General features: G+C 60.3%; 16 protein-coding genes. 9 read left to right on the top strand and 7 right to left on the bottom strand.

Annotated features, from left to right (window positions below; translation table 11 throughout):
• Window positions 1–109 precede the first annotated feature (109 nt).
• The 6 genes from ACR65W_RS14015 to ACR65W_RS13990 form a co-directional block, all read right to left on the bottom strand.
• Window positions 110–520, bottom strand: a complete 411-nt coding sequence (locus ACR65W_RS14015) for a transposase (protein ID WP_434501217.1) — start codon at window positions 518–520, stop codon at window positions 110–112.
• 38 nt (window positions 521–558) lie between these two features.
• Entirely contained in the window at window positions 559–2202 is a 1644-nt protein-coding gene (locus tag ACR65W_RS14010; RefSeq protein ID WP_434501216.1) for an adenylate/guanylate cyclase domain-containing protein, read from the bottom strand.
• 179 nt (window positions 2203–2381) lie between these two features.
• On the bottom strand, window positions 2382–2753 hold the full coding sequence (locus tag ACR65W_RS14005; RefSeq protein ID WP_175094698.1) for a response regulator: 372 nt from the start codon (window positions 2751–2753) through the stop codon (window positions 2382–2384).
• 17 nt (window positions 2754–2770) lie between these two features.
• The gene (locus ACR65W_RS14000; RefSeq protein ID WP_434501215.1) at window positions 2771–5542 is read right to left on the bottom strand and encodes a response regulator; all 2772 of its coding nucleotides are present in this window, start codon (window positions 5540–5542) and stop codon (window positions 2771–2773) included.
• A gap of 3 nt (window positions 5543–5545) precedes the next feature.
• Window positions 5546–6823, bottom strand: coding sequence for an urea ABC transporter substrate-binding protein (locus ACR65W_RS13995; protein ID WP_434501214.1), 1278 nt, complete (start codon window positions 6821–6823; stop codon window positions 5546–5548).
• A 343-nt stretch (window positions 6824–7166) separates the two neighbouring features.
• Window positions 7167–7787: a LysE family translocator gene (locus tag ACR65W_RS13990; RefSeq protein WP_434501213.1), complete on the bottom strand. Its 621-nt coding sequence runs from the start codon at window positions 7785–7787 to the stop codon at window positions 7167–7169.
• A 2-nt stretch (window positions 7788–7789) separates the two neighbouring features.
• On the opposite strand from ACR65W_RS13990, the gene ACR65W_RS13985 reads away from it, so the two are divergent.
• From ACR65W_RS13985 to arsA, 9 genes are all read left to right on the top strand, one after another.
• Window positions 7790–7951 (top strand): hypothetical protein, encoded by a 162-nt coding sequence (locus ACR65W_RS13985; protein ID WP_434501212.1) that lies wholly within the window; start codon window positions 7790–7792, stop codon window positions 7949–7951.
• 100 nt (window positions 7952–8051) lie between these two features.
• Window positions 8052–8420: an ArsR/SmtB family transcription factor gene (locus ACR65W_RS13980; protein WP_434501211.1), complete on the top strand. Its 369-nt coding sequence runs from the start codon at window positions 8052–8054 to the stop codon at window positions 8418–8420.
• The gene (locus tag ACR65W_RS13975) at window positions 8389–8886 is read left to right on the top strand and encodes an ArsI/CadI family heavy metal resistance metalloenzyme (protein WP_434501210.1); all 498 of its coding nucleotides are present in this window, start codon (window positions 8389–8391) and stop codon (window positions 8884–8886) included. The genes ACR65W_RS13980 and ACR65W_RS13975 overlap by 32 nt, the downstream gene beginning before the upstream one ends.
• Window positions 8883–9410: an arsenate reductase ArsC gene (locus tag ACR65W_RS13970; RefSeq protein ID WP_434501209.1), complete on the top strand. Its 528-nt coding sequence runs from the start codon at window positions 8883–8885 to the stop codon at window positions 9408–9410. The genes ACR65W_RS13975 and ACR65W_RS13970 overlap by 4 nt, the downstream gene beginning before the upstream one ends.
• Before the next feature lie 247 nt (window positions 9411–9657).
• A complete protein-coding gene (locus ACR65W_RS13965; RefSeq protein WP_434501208.1) occupies window positions 9658–10173 on the top strand; it encodes an arsenate reductase (azurin) small subunit in 516 nt (171 codons plus the stop codon).
• An 11-nt stretch (window positions 10174–10184) separates the two neighbouring features.
• Window positions 10185–12647: an arsenate reductase (azurin) large subunit gene (locus tag ACR65W_RS13960; protein ID WP_434501207.1), complete on the top strand. Its 2463-nt coding sequence runs from the start codon at window positions 10185–10187 to the stop codon at window positions 12645–12647.
• A 136-nt stretch (window positions 12648–12783) separates the two neighbouring features.
• Window positions 12784–13206, top strand: a complete 423-nt coding sequence (gene arsC, locus ACR65W_RS13955) for an arsenate reductase (glutaredoxin) (protein WP_434501206.1) — start codon at window positions 12784–12786, stop codon at window positions 13204–13206.
• 10 nt (window positions 13207–13216) lie between these two features.
• Window positions 13217–13573, top strand: a complete 357-nt coding sequence (gene arsD, locus ACR65W_RS13950; protein ID WP_434501205.1) for an arsenite efflux transporter metallochaperone ArsD — start codon at window positions 13217–13219, stop codon at window positions 13571–13573.
• A gap of 9 nt (window positions 13574–13582) precedes the next feature.
• The gene (gene arsA, locus ACR65W_RS13945; protein WP_434501204.1) at window positions 13583–15352 is read left to right on the top strand and encodes an arsenical pump-driving ATPase; all 1770 of its coding nucleotides are present in this window, start codon (window positions 13583–13585) and stop codon (window positions 15350–15352) included.
• 140 nt (window positions 15353–15492) lie between these two features.
• On the opposite strand, the gene ACR65W_RS13940 is transcribed toward arsA, so the two are convergent.
• On the bottom strand, window positions 15493–15810 hold the full coding sequence (locus ACR65W_RS13940) for a hypothetical protein (RefSeq protein WP_434501203.1): 318 nt from the start codon (window positions 15808–15810) through the stop codon (window positions 15493–15495).
• Window positions 15811–15812 lie beyond the last annotated feature (2 nt).

The following is a 15812-nucleotide window of genomic DNA, read 5'->3' as shown; positions in this document are numbered from 1 at the left end:
GCTTCGCAATGTCGTGTCGCGATCGATCAGCGAGAGAAGCGCCCTCTTAGGCGCAGGTTCTTTGAAGGCGCGGTTCTTCGCCTTCCCGCCGACGAAGGTTTCGTCCGCTTCAACTGGAGAGTTCGGGGCCGCCGAGCGGCGTAGCGGCGTTATCGCGGACGCTCTCGCGAATGCGATGGCAGAGAAACCAGACCGTCTTATACGGGCGGCCGATCATGTGGCTGATTTGAAGGGCGGACATGCCCTTCTTTGACGACATCATGAGGAAGGTGACGGTAAGCCAAGTATGCAGCGGCACTTTCGAGCCCTCATAGAGCGTCCCGACTGTGACCGTGAATGGCTCGCGGCAAGCGTTGCACTGATAGAGGCCGGCGCGGGTCGTCTTGCCCTGCATCAGCGTGGCGCGGTTCTCTTCCCTGCAATGCGGACAAACCGGGCCGTTCGGCCAAACCCGCGCCTCCAACCACTCGCGAGCGGCGGGTTCGTCATGAAAGATCGGGTTGGAAAGATCGGCGGCCATGTCGAGTGCTCCCTTATGCGGGAGCAATACAACATAGCTTACCGGGAAGCTGCGCCCTGCCTTCTCCCGGTCAGAAAAAAGGCTTCCATGGCGCCCTTGCCCTTGATTTCGAGGCCGTCACGCGGCGCCAAAATGAAGTCCCTGCCCAGATGTTCATAGGTCGATCCTGAAACCTGGATGCGGCCGGGCAGGCTGCTCGACTCCAGCCGGCTCGCGATATTCACCGCGTCGCCCCAGATATCGTAAACGAACTTGTGCGCGCCGATCACGCCCGCGACGACGTCGCCGGAGTTTATCCCCATTCTGATCTCGAGCGGCGTCGGCAATGTCTCGTTGAGACTGTCCAGTGTTTCGGCCATCGCCAACGCCATGTCCGCGACGGCGTGCGCGTGATCGTCCCGATCGTCGAAAAGTCCGCAGGCGACCATGTACGCGTCGCCAATCGTCTTGATCTTCTCGACGCCGAATTTGAGCGCAAGCCCGTCAAACGCCGAGAAAACGCGTCCCAATACGCCGACAAGTTCCGGAGCCGGCAGCCTGGAGGAGAGCTCGGTGAAGCCGACGAAATCGGCGAACAGAATTGTGACGTCGTGGACATGATCCGCGATGACCGTTTCGCCGCTCTTCAGACGCGCGATGATCGGCGCCGGAAGAATATTGAGGAGAAGCTGCTCTGAGCGCTCTTTTTCGATGCGCAGCGCGTCGAGCGCCTCGCGCTCTCGGTCGCGTAGATGTTTTTTCTCCAGTGACGATCCGATGCGCGCGCGAAGAAGCACCGGATCGAAAGGTTTCGCGAGATAATCGTCGGCGCCCGCTTCGATGCATCTGACGATGGAGTCGATCTCGTTCAAGGCCGATATCACGATGACGGGAATGTCTCTCAAGTCAGGATCAGACTTGAGGATCGAAAGAACATCGAAGCCGCTGATATCCGGCATCAGCAGATCGAGCAAAATGAGATCAAAGGGCGCCTGCCGCAAAATTTCCAGCGAGCAAGACCCATTTTCAGCCAACGCGACGGAGTGGCCCTGTCGTTCCAGACGGCGCTTCAGGAGTTCGCGATTGGACGCGTTGTCGTCGACAACGAGGATGCGGCTCGGCTGTACGGCGACACTGTCGGCTTCGCCTTCTGAGATCGGCTGGACAGAGGCGACGAAGCGATGTGCGACCATGGCGGAGACAGGTCCCGAGCCGATTTCGGCGTCCTTCGCCGTCGCCTCAGTTTCGGGGAGTGAAAAACTGACCAGGCCGTCGATACGCTCAAGCAGGCGGGACGCTTCCTCTAGAAGTCGAGTAAGATCCGAGACCAGCGCCCGCGCGCCGTCAACGCCCGCTGCGTCTTCCCGCAGCATCTCGCCATATCCCTTTATGGCGTTGATGGGCGTGCGCAGATCGTGCCGCAAGTGGCGACGATAGTCCTCGGAATCCTCGCTCGGCCCTTGCGTCGGCGCGCGGGACCGACTCACGAGTGACGCGATGAAATCAATCAGCGAACGGCTGGCGGCATGGATTTTCTCAAGGTCGTCACGAAACTCCCCCTGACCATTCCTTTCGGCCTCGTCCAGCAAAATTTCGGCATAGCCCGCAATCGCCTCGGCAGGCGCGCTCAGCTCCTGCTGCACATAAGCAAGCAGCGCGCGATCGCTCCTGTCGGCGGACGGCCGGAAGTCATGCGACGTCATCTTATTTTCCCAGAAAGCCGGAATGCGCCAACGCCCGCCGCCCAAGATGCGTGACTCGTATTTCTCATAACGGTTCAACCGGTGGGGCCGCCAGAATTCGCTGTGCGACGACGGCTACAGGATCGCGGCCGCGCATCGCTGAAGACGGAGACTTCTAGACGACAATCGATCAGACGACGCTAAGCGCCAGATTCAATCAGGGCGGTGATCTTGCCCAGAAGACGCGTGATCTCGACAGGTTTCGTGTCATAGTCGTCGCAGCCCGCTTCGATCGCCTTCTCCCGGTCCCCCGCCATCGCATGGGCTGTGAGGGCGATGACCGGAATCTTGCGCGTCGCTTCGTTTTCTCTGACCCGGCGGGCCGCCTCCCAGCCATCGATGACCGGCAGGCTCATGTCCATCAGGATAAGATCGGGCGATTCGGCGGCGGCCATCTCGACGCCCTGCTGGCCATCTATGGCGATTACGACTTCATAGCCATTGCGCCTGAGGCGCCGCGACAGCATATCCCGGTTCATCTCATTATCTTCGACAAGCAAAATCTTCACCACCGACCCCGTCTCCGATGTCAATGCGCTTGGACGGCGTCCGCCGCGCTGGAATTGAGGCACTGACGCATAATCGTCACCAGCTCCTCGAGATAGTCATGGTCCTTCGTGATGATGTCGGCCCTGAATTCCTTCAGCTTGCGAATATCCTCTTCGCTGAGATCTTTCGCCGTGACGATGATGACCGGCAAATGGTCATAGGCGCGCCGCTTACGCAATTCTCTCAAGAAACCGAAGCCATCGAGATTTGGCATCATCAGGTCGAGAAGGATCAGGTCCGGCGCCGGGTTCTCAGCGATCCAGTCGAGCCCGTCCCGCCCGTTGATCGCGGCTTCGGCCGTGTAGCCGGCGCCCGAAACGCAGCGGCAAAGAAGCTCGCGCGTGGCGGAGTCGTCCTCTATGATGAGCACCGTCGTTTCGCTCGAGATCCCGCAATATTGCGTCATCAGGGCCGTCAGGCGCTGACGGTCGATGGGCTTTGTCAAAAGCTCCGCCGCCCCGAGCGGAATCGCCAGAGCGCGCTCGTTGAGAATCGTCACCATGATGACCGGGATGTTCCGCAGCTCGTCATCCTCCTTGAGCTGCCTGAGCACGCTCCAGCCGTCGAGCTGGGGCATCATCACATCGAGCGTGATCGCATGCGGCCTGTGCTGTCTCGCCAGGGCGAGCGCTTCCAGTCCGTGACGGGCGGCGATGACGTGATAGCCCTTGTTCTCCAAAGTTCGTGTGAGCAGGTCGCGCGCCGTCGCGTCGTCGTCGACGACCAGTATCGTCGGGAGAGACCGGGACGACGTCGGCTCGGCCGGTTTTTTCGTCGCGAGGGGCTCCTGCCGATCGGGAAGCCTGATCGTGAAGGTCGAGCCTGCGCCCAGCGTGCTCTCAACGGAGATATCACCGCCGAGCGCCGCGCAAAAATGCCTAGTGATCGCGAGGCCCAGCCCTGTCCCTCCGAAGCGCTTCGTGGTCGAGGCGTCCGCCTGTGTGAAGGCCTGGAAGAGGCGGGCAAGCTGCTCCTGCGTCATGCCGAGCCCCGTGTCCGACACTTGGAAAACCACGGAAGCGTCGGCGTCCCGCTCGACGGTCAGAGTGACTTTTCCCTGGCTCGTGAACTTGTTTGCGTTGCTCATGAGATTGAGCAGGCACTGCTTGACCTTCGTTTCGTCGGACAGAAAGCCGCGCACGTCGTCCGGGCAGCAAAGCTCAAGCGTATTGCCGTTCTTGTCGGCCAGGGGCTGAACGATCGAAAGGACCTCATTCACGAGAGGCCTGATCTCCACCCTCTCGATGAAGACCTCCATCTTTCCGGCTTCGATTTTGGAAAGATCGAGAATATCATTGATCAGGCCAAGCAGGTGCCGGCCCGCGCTCTCGATCCTCTTCAGGTCCTCGATCGGCTCTGGGTCGCCGTTGTCGAGCGCGTTCTCCTGAAGCATTTCGCTATAACCGATGATGGCGTTGAGCGGTGTGCGCAGCTCATGGCTCATGTTTGCAAGAAAGGCGCTTTTTGTCTTGCTGGCTTCCTCGGCCGCCACGCGCGCGACGGACAATTCCTCGTTCGCGAGCTGAAGTTCGCGCGTGCGCGCCCGGATCTTGTCCTCCATGGAATCGTAAAGTCCGCGCAGCTCCACGGTCATGGAGCGGATCGCCGTCAGCAGGAGCCCCGTTTCATCGCGGCTGCCAATCTCGAAATTTGCGTCGAGGTCCCCCGCGGCGACCTTCTCGGCGACGCCGACAGCGGTCTTGATGGGCTTGGTGATCGTGCGCGCGACGCCCATGGCCAGAGCGATAATCGGCGGAATCATGAAGAACAGCAGCCAGAGCGTCGCCGCTTTTTGCGCGCTGGTGAGCGCGAAGGCCTCATTCGTGCTCTGCTGTACGACCATGCCCCAGCGAAATGAGGGAACGTAGGTCCACGAGGCGACAACGGGCCTGTTCTCGAGGTCATCGAAAAGGCCCGAGCCGTGGACGCCGGCGAGCGCCCTGGCGAGCGCAGGAAAAGCGCCGCCATCGAGCGGCGTTTTGATGCTGAAAGCCTTGGAAGCGTCGTGCCGCAGCGGGTTAACCACGACCATTTGGCCCTGATCCAAGCGGGCGGCGACCAGCACCTCTCCCGTCTCGCCGAGACCTGTATAGTCATTGATGAGGCTGTAAAGCTCCTGGTTATCGAGCTGGAAGACGACGACGCCGATCACGACGCCGTTTTCCAGAACAGGCCCCGCAATAAAGGCGGCAGGCTCTTTCAGCCCCGGGTAGATCTGAAACGCCGAGATTTCGGCCTGCAGCAATGTGCGCGCCCGATTAATCGTGTCCGAAAGCTCCGTTCCCTTGAGCGGTTCGCCGAGCGAATTTGGGTTGAAAAGGGCAGTGTCCGATTGCTCGAAAAGCGTGAAGCCTTCGGGCGAGACAATCGCGCCGTTGACATAGTTGAACGTATCGGAAAGACGCTTGAGAGTCGGTCCGTGTTTCGCGACCGCTTGGCGATAGGAGTCCGAGTCTCTCCCGCTCGTCCTTATGGCTTCGGAAAATTCCCGGGTGGCCTCGCCAATTGAGGCGCTGTGCATCAGAGATTCGACGCTTCGGATTTTTTCAAGCGTCAGAGTCTCCAGCTGCTCTACTTTCTTCTTGGCGACAACCTGCAACGACGTCTGAATCGCCTGCTCGAGAGACTCTCGCGAAATGTCATAGGTTCGCCAGGCGAGGAGGCCGCAGGAGACGATATTGATCGCAAGGAACCAGAAGATGATCTTGGCGCCGATGGAGCGCCGGAGGAAATCGAGCCTGGGAAGCTTCATGGATCAGTCCGCCTCTGTCGGATTGGCCCATCTGCCGCCCCATCGGTTGTACAGGGCGGTCAGAAATTCCTCCCACTCGGCTTTCGTGCGAGTGGGCGGATAGGGCACGGGACGGATCGGGCGATCGATCGTCCAGACAAGCTCGATCCGGCCATCAGCTCGAATTTTACCGACAGAGAAAGACCGCCACGTATGCTGCGTGTAAGGATCAACCGACACCAGGCCTTCGGGCGCATCGAGGGTCTCTGTCAGCATGGTGCGTTTGACCCTCTGAACGTCGAAGGACTGCGCCTCCTCGACCGCCTTCGCCCATAAGATGACGCTGAAGTAGGAAGTCGCAATAACGTCGCTCGTCACACGGTTGGCGCCATATCTTTCACGAAAGGCGCGAACGAACCGCTCGTTCTCCGGCTTCTTGATCGCCTCGAAATAGCTCCAGGCGCTGTAATGGCCTTGGAGGCTCGCAATCGGTAGGCTGCGAAGCTCTTCCTCGCCGATGCTGACGGAGACAACCGGCACCTTGTCAGCGGAAAGCCCAGCGTCGGTCAGCGCCTGATAGAACGCCTTGTTGGAATCGCCCACGACCGAACTGATAATAACGTCCGGCTGCGCCAGCTTGATTTTTTGGACCGCCCGAGAGACGTTGGCGCTTCCGAAGAAAATATAGTCTTCGCCTACAAGCTCCGCGCCAAGCGCGCGGATCGTGTCCTTCATAATCTCGTTGATGCTGTGCGGCCAAACATAATCTGAGCCGATCAAATAGAATCGTTTGCCAATGTGATCGAGACTCCATTTGATCGCCGGAATGACCTGCTGATTGGGCGCCGCACCCGTGTAGATAATGTTGGGAGACTGTTCGAGTCCCTCATAGGCCATAGGATAGACTAAGAGCTGACCATATTTTTCAATGATGGGCGCGACCGTCTTACGGCTTGCGGAGGTCCAGCATCCGAAGATCACGGATACGTTTTCCTGGGTGATCAAGCGCTCGGCCTCTTTCGCGAAGGTCGGCCAATCGGATTTGCCGTCGGCGATGATCGGCTGAATCTTGCGTCCCAGCAATCCACCCTTCGCATTGATCTCCTCAATCGCGAGCAGCTCCGCGTCGACCATTGAATTTTCGCTGATCGCCATCGGCCCAGTGCGCGAATGCAGGATGCCGACTTTGATCGGCAAGCTTTCCGCCCTGAAAAAGAACATCGTCGCGGCGAATGCGGTCACGGCGGCGACAGCGACCGCGATAAAGCCTTTCCACGCGCTGCGAGGACTCTCGAGGGCCATTGGCCGTATCCTGCTTCCGAGTTTGTTGAAATCGACAGGACGTCGTTTTACTCGATCGCCGCCTCGCCTTCCAGGCGCGCGCCGTCAAGTTGCAGTTAATTGTAAGAATGTGCTGACTCGGACGTGTTGTTGCTGTGACCTGCCGCTGCAAAGTTCCTCCACGGGGGATGCGAGTCCGGCCATTCGAAGGACCGACCTATGAAGCGGGCATGGTGTTGGCCAACGGACGCAAGCGCTTCGGCGATCGGCGGCTATTCATTCTGCTTCGGCAGGGCGGCGAGGCGACGCCGCTCGAGGCGGAAGGCTCAAGAAGTGCGACGAGCCGTGGCTGCTGCTTATGTTCTCACGTCTTGGCCGCCGCCGTCGCCACTCCTGCGGCGACAAGAACGCCACCACTGGCGCGCTTCGTCCAGACCGCAACATCAGAGCGAGAGAGCAAGGATCGTGCTGTGGAAGCCGCCAGTGCGTAGCCTGCGTCTGTGGCGGCCACGATTAAGCAGAATGTCACCGTGAGCACCGCCGCCTGCAACGGATAACTGCCGTTCGCATCGATGAACTGGGGCACGAAGGATACATAAAAGATGATGGTCTTGGGGTGAAAGACGCCGACGGCGACGTTCCCGAGAAATGCGGTGCGTGGAGAGATTGCGTCGATCCTTAGTTCTGCTGATGTGGCCCGGCTGGTTTTGAAGAACGTGTAGAGGCCGAGCACAATCAGATATAACGCGCCAACCCACTTTAGCACCGAGAACGCTAGCGCCGAGGCGGCGAGTAGCGCGCCAACGCCGACAAGCGATAACGTCATCGCAATCGCGTTTCCCACCGTCATGCCAGCGACGGAGGCCAACGCAGTCTTGCGGCCCGAGCCGAGCGCGTAACCGACGATCGCGGCGACGCCCGGTCCCGGGATCAACCCCATGACGACAGACGCGGCGGCGAAGGCTAACCAAACCGAGAAGGTCATATTTGACTCCAAACAAATGGAAGCTGACATGGCGCGATTTTGAAGAATTCCGTTATCGCAGGCAACAGCTCGACCTGGCGGCCTGTCAGGCGGCTGCTCGGCGTCTCGCCGCGCGCAATTTGCTCCTGCCGCTGGCCGCCATCATTTCCGCCGTCAAAATCTGACGACGTGAATGAAGGGACAAAGTCACGTGTTCCTGCCTCCACTCTATCTGCATGTTTTGGACGGGCTTGACTGGGCGAATAGTTCCATCATATTGGAAATATGGAAAAGCATGACGCCATCGCCGCCCTTGTCGCGCTCGGTCACGAAACTCGGCTCGATATTTTCCGGCTGCTCATGCAAGCCGGACCTAAGGGGCTTGCAGCGGGGCAAATCGCCGAGCGGCTCGCGCTCCCGCCGGCGACGCTGTCTTTCCACCTGAGCCAGCTCAAGCACGCGGACCTCATCACTTTTCGGCGCGAAAGCCGGTCGCTGATCTACTCGGCGGCTTATCCGGTTATGAACGAACTGCTCGCCTACATGACCGAGAATTGCTGCCAAGGCGCAACAGACGCTTGCGAAGCCGCCGCTCCTTCAACTTGCCAGCCAAAGGTACGCCATGAAACGCCTGCACGTGCACGTATCCGTTGATGACCTTGCGGGGTCCATCCAGTTTTACAGCGCGCTTTTCGGGTCGGAGCCGACCGTCGCTAAACCCGATTACGCGAAATGGATGCTGGATGATCCGCGCGTGAACTTCGCGATATCGTCGCGCGGCGGACGGGCTGGCGTCGACCATCTCGGGATCGAGGTCGAGACGCCCGAAGAGCTGAAAGACGTCTATGGCCGTCTGCAACGGGCCGAGCGGCCTGTGCTGGAAGAGGGCGCGACAACCTGCTGCTACGCCAAGTCGGAGAAAGCATGGACGTCCGACCCGCAAGGGATCTTGTGGGAGTCGTTCCTAACAAGCGGCGAAAGCACGATTTACGGCGACGACGCAGCGCTTGCGGGATTCCGCAGAAGCGGCGGCAAGGGGGAGTCCACTCCCTGCTGCGGCGCGAAGCCCGCGCCAGTCATCGAAGCTGATTGTTGTTCTGAAGCGGGAGCCGGCCAATGACTGACCACATCTACAACGTCCTCTTTCTCTGCACCGGCAACACGGCGCGCTCGATCATCGGTGAAAGCATCCTCCGCCGGGATGGCGCCGGCCGATTCAATGCGTTCTCGGCAGGCAGCCACCCCAAAGGCGTCGTCAATCCTTACGCGATCAAAACGCTCGCGGAATATGGCTATCCGACAGAAGGGTTCCGCTCGAAGAACTGGGAGGAATTCGCCGGACCGGACGCGCCGAAAATGGATTTCGTTTTCACCGTCTGTGATAACGCCGCGGGCGAAGCCTGTCCGATCTGGCCCGGTCAGCCAATGACCGCCCATTGGGGCGTCGAGGACCCGGCGGCTGTTGAGGGAACGGAGATCGAAAAAGTAAAAGCGTTCAATGACGCATTTCGCTATCTCAGGCTCCGGATTTCTTACCTGCTCGCAACGCCTATCAAGCGACTCGATAAATTGGCGCTCAGGGATCGTTTACGTGAAATCGGCGAACTCGAAGGCGCAAGCCATGGCCACAAAACGGACGCCTGAGCGATGACCATCGCCATCTATCACCATCAGGCTTGCGGCGCTTCCCGCAGGCATCTCTGCAATTGATACGGCACGACATGGCGATCACAGAAGTTTCGATCTCTCGATCACGCGGGCGGGCGCGACTCTGCATGGGTTGATTGCAGGCCGTTCGCGACTCCAGCCTTGGTAGGCTTGCAATGAGCGCTCCGCCGTCTGACGTGACATGTACAAATGATCTGTCGCGGTCTACACAAACGAAAAGCGTATGAAGAGACACAACACATCATTCGGCCTCGGTCGCCGCAGGTTTCTTGAAAGCATCGCCGCAGTCGGCGCCGCTGCGGCGACGCCTTCCGCGGGCGCCGCCCGAGCGGCCCAGGCGCAGGCTCGGGTCGAATACCCCTCCAATCGGCTTGCGAATATTCGCGATCTCAATGTCAACGAGCCGTTGAGCGTGGCTTATCCTGACGACGACGCGCCGGGCGTTCTGGTCAAGCTCGGCAGGTCCGCGCCAAATGGCGTCGGTCCCGACGCCGATATCGTGGGTTTCTCTACGATCTGTCCGCACCGGGGATTTCCGCTCAGTTACAGCGGCGACGATCGCACATTCAATTGCCCAGCCCATTTTTCGCGTTTCGACTGCGAGGCCGGCGGTCTGCAAATCTGGGGTCACGGCGCTCAAAATCTGCCGCAATATTTCCTGCGCATTGACGCCAAGGGCGACATCTATGCGGAAGGCGTCGATGAGCTCCTCTATGGCCGGCTGTCCAACGTGCTTTGAGGGGCGAAACGATGGCTTACAAGCGTCAGATCGATCGACTCCCCGTCGTTCCAAGGGATGCAAGGGAGTTTAACGTCGTCTGCCACTATTGCATCGTCGGGTGCGGTTACAAGGCCTACACATGGCCGATCAACAAGCAAGGCGGCGCCGCGCCCGACGAGAACAAGTTCGGCGTAGATCTCTCCAAGCAGCAGCAGGCCGAGGCGACGGCGTGGTACGCGCCATCGATGTACAATATCGTGCGCCAGAATGGCGAAGATGTGCACCTCGTCATCAAGCCCGACGATGATTGCGTCGTCAATTCCGGTTTGGCCTCGATACGCGGCGCGCGTATGGCCGAGATGAGCTATTCGCGCGCGAGGAATACTCAGTTGCAGCGTCTAACGGATCCGATGGTTTGGCGCTACGGTCAGATGCAGCCGACGAGCTGGGACGATGCGCTCGATCTCGTCGCCCGCGTCACCGTGGGCGTCATCAATGACATGGGCGAGGACGGCCTGTTCGTTTCGGCTTACGATCACGGCGGCGCCGGCGGCGGCTACGAAAACACCTGGGGAACCGGCAAGCTGTATTTCGGCGCGCTGAAGGTCAAGAATATCCGCATTCACAATCGCCCTGCCTACAATTCCGAAGTCCATGCGAGTCGCGACATGGGCGTGGATGAGCTTAATAATTGTTATGAGGACGCGGAGCTTGCGGACACGATCGTCGCTGTCGGCACGAACGCGCTCGAGACGCAGACCAATTATTTTCTCAATCATTGGCTGCCGAACCTGCGCGGCGCGACCGTGGCAAAAAAGAAAGCCGAATTCGGATCGGCGCCAGCCGATCCTGTGCGCATCATAGTTGTCGATCCGCGGCGAACCGTGACAGTGAACGCCTGCGAGGTTGAGGCGGGCAAGGACCGCGTGATGCATCTCGCGATCAACTCAGGAACGGACCTCGCGCTGCTCAACGCCTGGTTCACTTACATCGCCGAAAAAGGTTGGATTGATAAGGCGTTCATCTCCGCCTCGACCAAGAATTTCGACGAGGCGCTCGCCGCCAACAAGATGAGCCTCGAGGAAGCCGCGCAAATCACGGGGCTGACGGTAGACCAGATTCGCCGATCGGCGGCATGGATCGCCGAACCTAAAGCCGGCGGCGCACGACGTCGTGCGATGTTCGCCTATGAGAAAGGGTTGATCTTCGGCAACGACAACTACCGCACCAACGGCGCGCTCGTGAACCTTGCGCTCGCGACGGGAAACATTGGCCGACCGGGCGGCGGCTGTGTGCGCATGGGCGGCCATCAGGAAGGCTATGCGCGGCCCGATTACCCTGGGCCGCGGCCAGCCCGTTACGTCGACAAGCTTCTCATCGCGGGCAAGGGCGGCGTGCACCACATCTGGGGTTGCGATCACTATAAGACGACGTTGAATGCGTTCAAGTTCAAGCAGGCTTACAAGAAACGCACGGACATCGTGAAGGATGCGATGATGTCCGCGCCTTACGGCGATCGCGCGCGCATGGTGAAGACGATCATGGCGGCGATCAAGAAGGGCGGCCTCTTCGCCGTCGACGTCGACATCGTACCGAGCCAAATCGGTCAGGCCTGTCATGTCTGGCTGCCTGCGGCGACGTCGGGCGAGATGAATCTCACTTCGATGAACGGCGAGCGGCGTATGCGGTTCACCGAGCGCTACATGGACCCGCCGGGCCAGGCCTTGCCGGACTGCCTGATCGCCGCTCGCATCGCCAAGGATATGGAGCGTGTGCTGCGCGAACAGGGCATGAATAAATACGCTGACCGATTCAAGGGGTTCGACTGGAAGAACGAGGAAGACGCCTTCTTGGACGGTTACCATCAGCAAAACAAGGGCGGGCGGTTCGTCACATATGAGCGGCTGCGCGGGATGGGCACGAATGGCTTCCAAGAGCCCGCTGTCGCTTTCGAGGACGGCAAGATCATCGGGTCAAAGCGCCTTTACGCTGACGGCAAATTCGATGCCGAGGATGGCAAGGCCGTCTTTATGCCAACCAAATGGCGCGGCTTGCAGCTCGCAGATAAAAGGGCCGAGCGCAAGAGATGGCCGTTCCTCATCAATAGCGGCCGCACGAATCACATCTGGCAGAGCGCCTATCTCGATCAACAGAATGACTTTGTCATGGATCGTTGGCCTTACCCCTTCATCGAAATGAATCCGCAGGACATGGCGGAGTTGAAGCTCGAAGCCGGCGATCTCGTCGAAGTCTATAACGATAACGGTTCGACCCAAGCAATCGCCTATCCGACTCCCACTGCCAAGCGCAAGCACACGTTCATGCTGTTCGGCTATCCCAGTGGCGTGCAGGGGAACGTGGTGTCGCCCGGCGTGAATGAGCTCCTCATCCCGAACTTCAAGCAGACGTGGGGCGCGATTCGAAAAATTGCCGAGGCGCCGGAAGGGGTGCGGCATCTCACATTCAAATCGATGGAATATGCTTTGGCCTGATGTAGCGCAAGATGAGGGCTTTGCTTGTTTCTCTGCAGCGGCGACATCGCCTTGCAAGAAAGGCGCTCATCGATCGTTGCGTCAAATCGGCGAACTTGAAGGCGCAAGACACGGCGACAACGCGGAGACCTGAGCGATGACAATCACCATCTATCACAACCCCGACTGTGGCACGTCGCGCAACACGCTGGCGATGATCCGCCAAAGCGGCGAAGAGCCAGTCGTCATCGAATATCTGAAAGACCCGCCAACGCGCGAGCGACTTGTCGAGCTGCTCAAAGCCATGGGCGTTTCAGCGCGCGATCTGCTGCGCCAGAAAGGCACGCCCTATGAGGCGCTCGGCCTTGGCGATCCAAAGTGGACGGAAGTAGAATTGATCGGCTTCATGCTCGAACACCCGATCCTCATCAACCGTCCAATCGTCGTGACGCCGAAGGGCGCACGGCTGTGCCGTCCCTCGGAAGCCGTGCTCGATATCCTCCCCAATCCCGACATTGGCGAATTCACCAAGGAAGATGGCGAAGTCGTCGTCGCCAGGGCCGCTCAACCTCAATCCTGAAAGGACGAAAATGACAACCATTCAAGTTTTTGATCCCGCCCTGTGTTGCAGCACCGGCGTCTGCGGCGTCGAAACCGATCAGGCGCTTGTCACCTTCGCCGCCGACGTTGATTGGGCGAAGCAGAACGGCGCACGAATCGAGCGCTTCAATCTCGCCCAGGAGCCCATGATGTTTGCTGAAAATGCGAGCGTTAAGGGCTTTCTCGAACGTTCGGGGCAGGAAGCCCTGCCGCTGATCCTCGTTGATGGCGAGATCGCGCTCGCCGGACGCTATCCGAACCGCGCGGAACTTGCGCGCTGGGCGGGCGTCAAAGAAGTCGAAGAAGCGAAACAAGGCGGATGTTGTAGCGGCACATCCTGCTGCTGAAAGGCCGAAATGAAATTTCTTGAACAGGCTCCGCGCTTCCTCTTCTTCACGGGCAAAGGCGGCGTTGGGAAAACCTCGATTGCCTGCGCGACGGCGATAGAGCTTGCTGAAGCCGGACGCCGCGTGCTGCTCGTCAGCACCGATCCGGCCTCGAATGTCGGGCAGGTGTTCGGGGTCGGCATCGGCGATAAAATCACGGCGATTGACGCCGCGCCCAACCTGTTCGCGCTGGAGATTGACCCGCAGGCCGCCGCGCAAGCCTATCGCGACCGCATCGTCGGCCCCGTGCGCGGCAAGCTCCCCGAAGCCGTGGTGAAGGGCATCGAAGAGCAGCTTTCTGGAGCCTGCACGACGGAAATCGCCGCCTTCGACGAATTCACGGCGCTGTTGACTGACGCCGCCATTACATCGGCATACGACCATATCATTTTCGATACGGCCCCGACCGGACACACCATCCGCCTGCTGCAGCTCCCTGTCGCCTGGAGCGGCTTCCTTGAGGCGGGGAAAGGCGACGCCTCCTGCCTCGGTCCGCTTGCCGGATTGGAAAAGCAGCGCGCCAAATACAGCGCCGCGGTCGCCGCTTTGGCCGACGGTCAGCGCACCCGCCTGATCCTCGTCGCCCGTGCGCAAAACTCCGCGCTGCGCGAAGCCGCGCGCACGCATGAGGAGCTGGCGGCGATTGGCCTCCATCAGCAATTCCTCGTCGTGAATGGTCTACTGCCAAGGGAAGAGGCGTCGCTCGATGCGCTCGCCGCCGCCCTTTACGTGCGCGAGCAGGCGGCTTTGGCGGCGACGCCCGATGCGCTGCGCGGCTTGCCCTGCGACTATGTGCCTTTGAAGCCGTTCAATCTCGTCGGACTCGATGCGTTACGCAATCTCCTCATTGCGACGCCATCGTACATCGACACGGCAGTCGGCGAGCCGGTTGAGCTGCACGCGCCAAGCCTTTCGGAACTGGTGGACGGCGTCGCCGCCGAGGGTCATGGCCTCGTCATGCTGATGGGCAAGGGCGGCGTCGGCAAGACGACGCTTGCGGCGGCCGTCGCCGTCGAGCTGGCGCATCGCGGATTGCCCGTCCATCTCACCACCTCCGACCCTGCCGCGCATCTCGCCCAAACGCTGCATGGTTCGCTCGACAATCTGACCGTGAGCCGCATCGACCCGCACGCCGAAACCGAACGCTACCGGCAAGAGGTGCTGAGGACGAAGGGCGCAAAGCTCGACGCGCAGGGGCGCGCCTTGCTTGAAGAGGATTTGCGCTCTCCTTGCACGGAGGAAATCGCCGTCTTTCAGGCCTTCTCGCGCATCATCCGGGAAGCGGGCGAGAAGTTCGTCGTCATGGACACCGCGCCGACCGGCCACACGCTGCTGCTCCTGGATGCGACGGGCGCATATCATCGCGAGGTCGCGCGGATGCTGGACGCCAAGGGCGCGCATTACACGACGCCGATGATGCAGCTTCAGGACGCGCGCCGAACCAAGGTTTTGCTCGTGACGCTCGCGGAAACGACGCCGGTCTTGGAAGCCGCCAACCTGCAAGCGGATTTGCGACGTGCGGACATCGAACCATGGGCGTGGGTCATCAATAACAGCGTCGCGGCGGCGCGTCCGCGCTCGCCCCTCTTACGCAAGCGCGCCGAGAATGAGCTGGCGGAAGTGGAAAAGGTCGCGACAACCCACGCGCGCCGCTACGCCGTCGTGCCGCTGCTAAGGGACGAGCCGGTCGGGGCGCCGCGCCTTCTCGAATTGGCCGGCCATGCCACTGAACCCGCCTGAAACGCTCGTCATCCTGTTCGGCCTGCAAGGAACGAGCGGATCATTCGACCGGAAAAAAGAAAAAGGCGAAGACGTCCGTTTCCGAACGATCCTCGCCCAAGGCCGCCCCTTGGCCTAATCCGGGTGCGCGACTCTCGGCGTCAATTGGCGCAGGAGACGCTACGCATGTAACGGACGCGACCCCGCTCGTCAGCTTTCGGCGTGATGACGAGCGTGCAATCTTCATCCTCCGCGCCGTAGGCGCGCCCCACTCGGATTGCCGGTCCGCGCGCAAGCGGACGCATGCCGACATCACTAAGGCTCACGGCGGCTTGGACGCCAGTGGCGGTGGATTCAATCTTCGGATCAGACGCTGAAGGCGCGGCTGCGACAGCAGCAACCGCGCAGATGGCGACTGTGAATCCGAGAATAATCCGCGACGTGCGGCTTGCGAAAGGGCTTTCGCGCGAAACGGCCATTT

Source organism: Methylocystis sp. (assembly GCF_051062815.1).
Lineage (GTDB): Bacteria > Pseudomonadota > Alphaproteobacteria > Rhizobiales > Beijerinckiaceae > Methylocystis.
The sequence above is the reverse complement of the archived record's forward strand: the minus strand, read 5'-3'. Positions and strand labels throughout refer to the sequence as shown.

Excerpts from the sequence above, each read along its gene's own strand:
- ACR65W_RS14015 (WP_434501217.1), bottom strand. The coding sequence starts at position 520 with ATGGCCGCCGATCTTTCCAACCCGATCTTTCATGACGAACCCGCCGCT.
- ACR65W_RS13980 (WP_434501211.1), top strand. The coding sequence starts at position 8,052 with ATGGAAAAGCATGACGCCATCGCCGCCCTTGTCGCGCTCGGTCACGAA.
- arsA (WP_434501204.1), top strand. The coding sequence starts at position 13,583 with ATGAAATTTCTTGAACAGGCTCCGCGCTTCCTCTTCTTCACGGGCAAA.
- ACR65W_RS14010 (WP_434501216.1), bottom strand. The coding sequence starts at position 2,202 with ATGACGTCGCATGACTTCCGGCCGTCCGCCGACAGGAGCGATCGCGCG.
- ACR65W_RS14000 (WP_434501215.1), bottom strand. The coding sequence starts at position 5,542 with ATGAAGCTTCCCAGGCTCGATTTCCTCCGGCGCTCCATCGGCGCCAAG.
- ACR65W_RS13965 (WP_434501208.1), top strand. The coding sequence starts at position 9,658 with ATGAAGAGACACAACACATCATTCGGCCTCGGTCGCCGCAGGTTTCTT.
- ACR65W_RS13960 (WP_434501207.1), top strand. The coding sequence starts at position 10,185 with ATGGCTTACAAGCGTCAGATCGATCGACTCCCCGTCGTTCCAAGGGAT.
- ACR65W_RS13975 (WP_434501210.1), top strand. The coding sequence starts at position 8,389 with ATGAAACGCCTGCACGTGCACGTATCCGTTGATGACCTTGCGGGGTCC.
- ACR65W_RS13995 (WP_434501214.1), bottom strand. The coding sequence starts at position 6,823 with ATGGCCCTCGAGAGTCCTCGCAGCGCGTGGAAAGGCTTTATCGCGGTC.
- arsD (WP_434501205.1), top strand. The coding sequence starts at position 13,217 with ATGACAACCATTCAAGTTTTTGATCCCGCCCTGTGTTGCAGCACCGGC.
- ACR65W_RS13970 (WP_434501209.1), top strand. The coding sequence starts at position 8,883 with ATGACTGACCACATCTACAACGTCCTCTTTCTCTGCACCGGCAACACG.
- ACR65W_RS13990 (WP_434501213.1), bottom strand. The coding sequence starts at position 7,787 with ATGACCTTCTCGGTTTGGTTAGCCTTCGCCGCCGCGTCTGTCGTCATG.
- arsC (WP_434501206.1), top strand. The coding sequence starts at position 12,784 with ATGACAATCACCATCTATCACAACCCCGACTGTGGCACGTCGCGCAAC.
- ACR65W_RS13940 (WP_434501203.1), bottom strand. The coding sequence starts at position 15,810 with ATGGCCGTTTCGCGCGAAAGCCCTTTCGCAAGCCGCACGTCGCGGATT.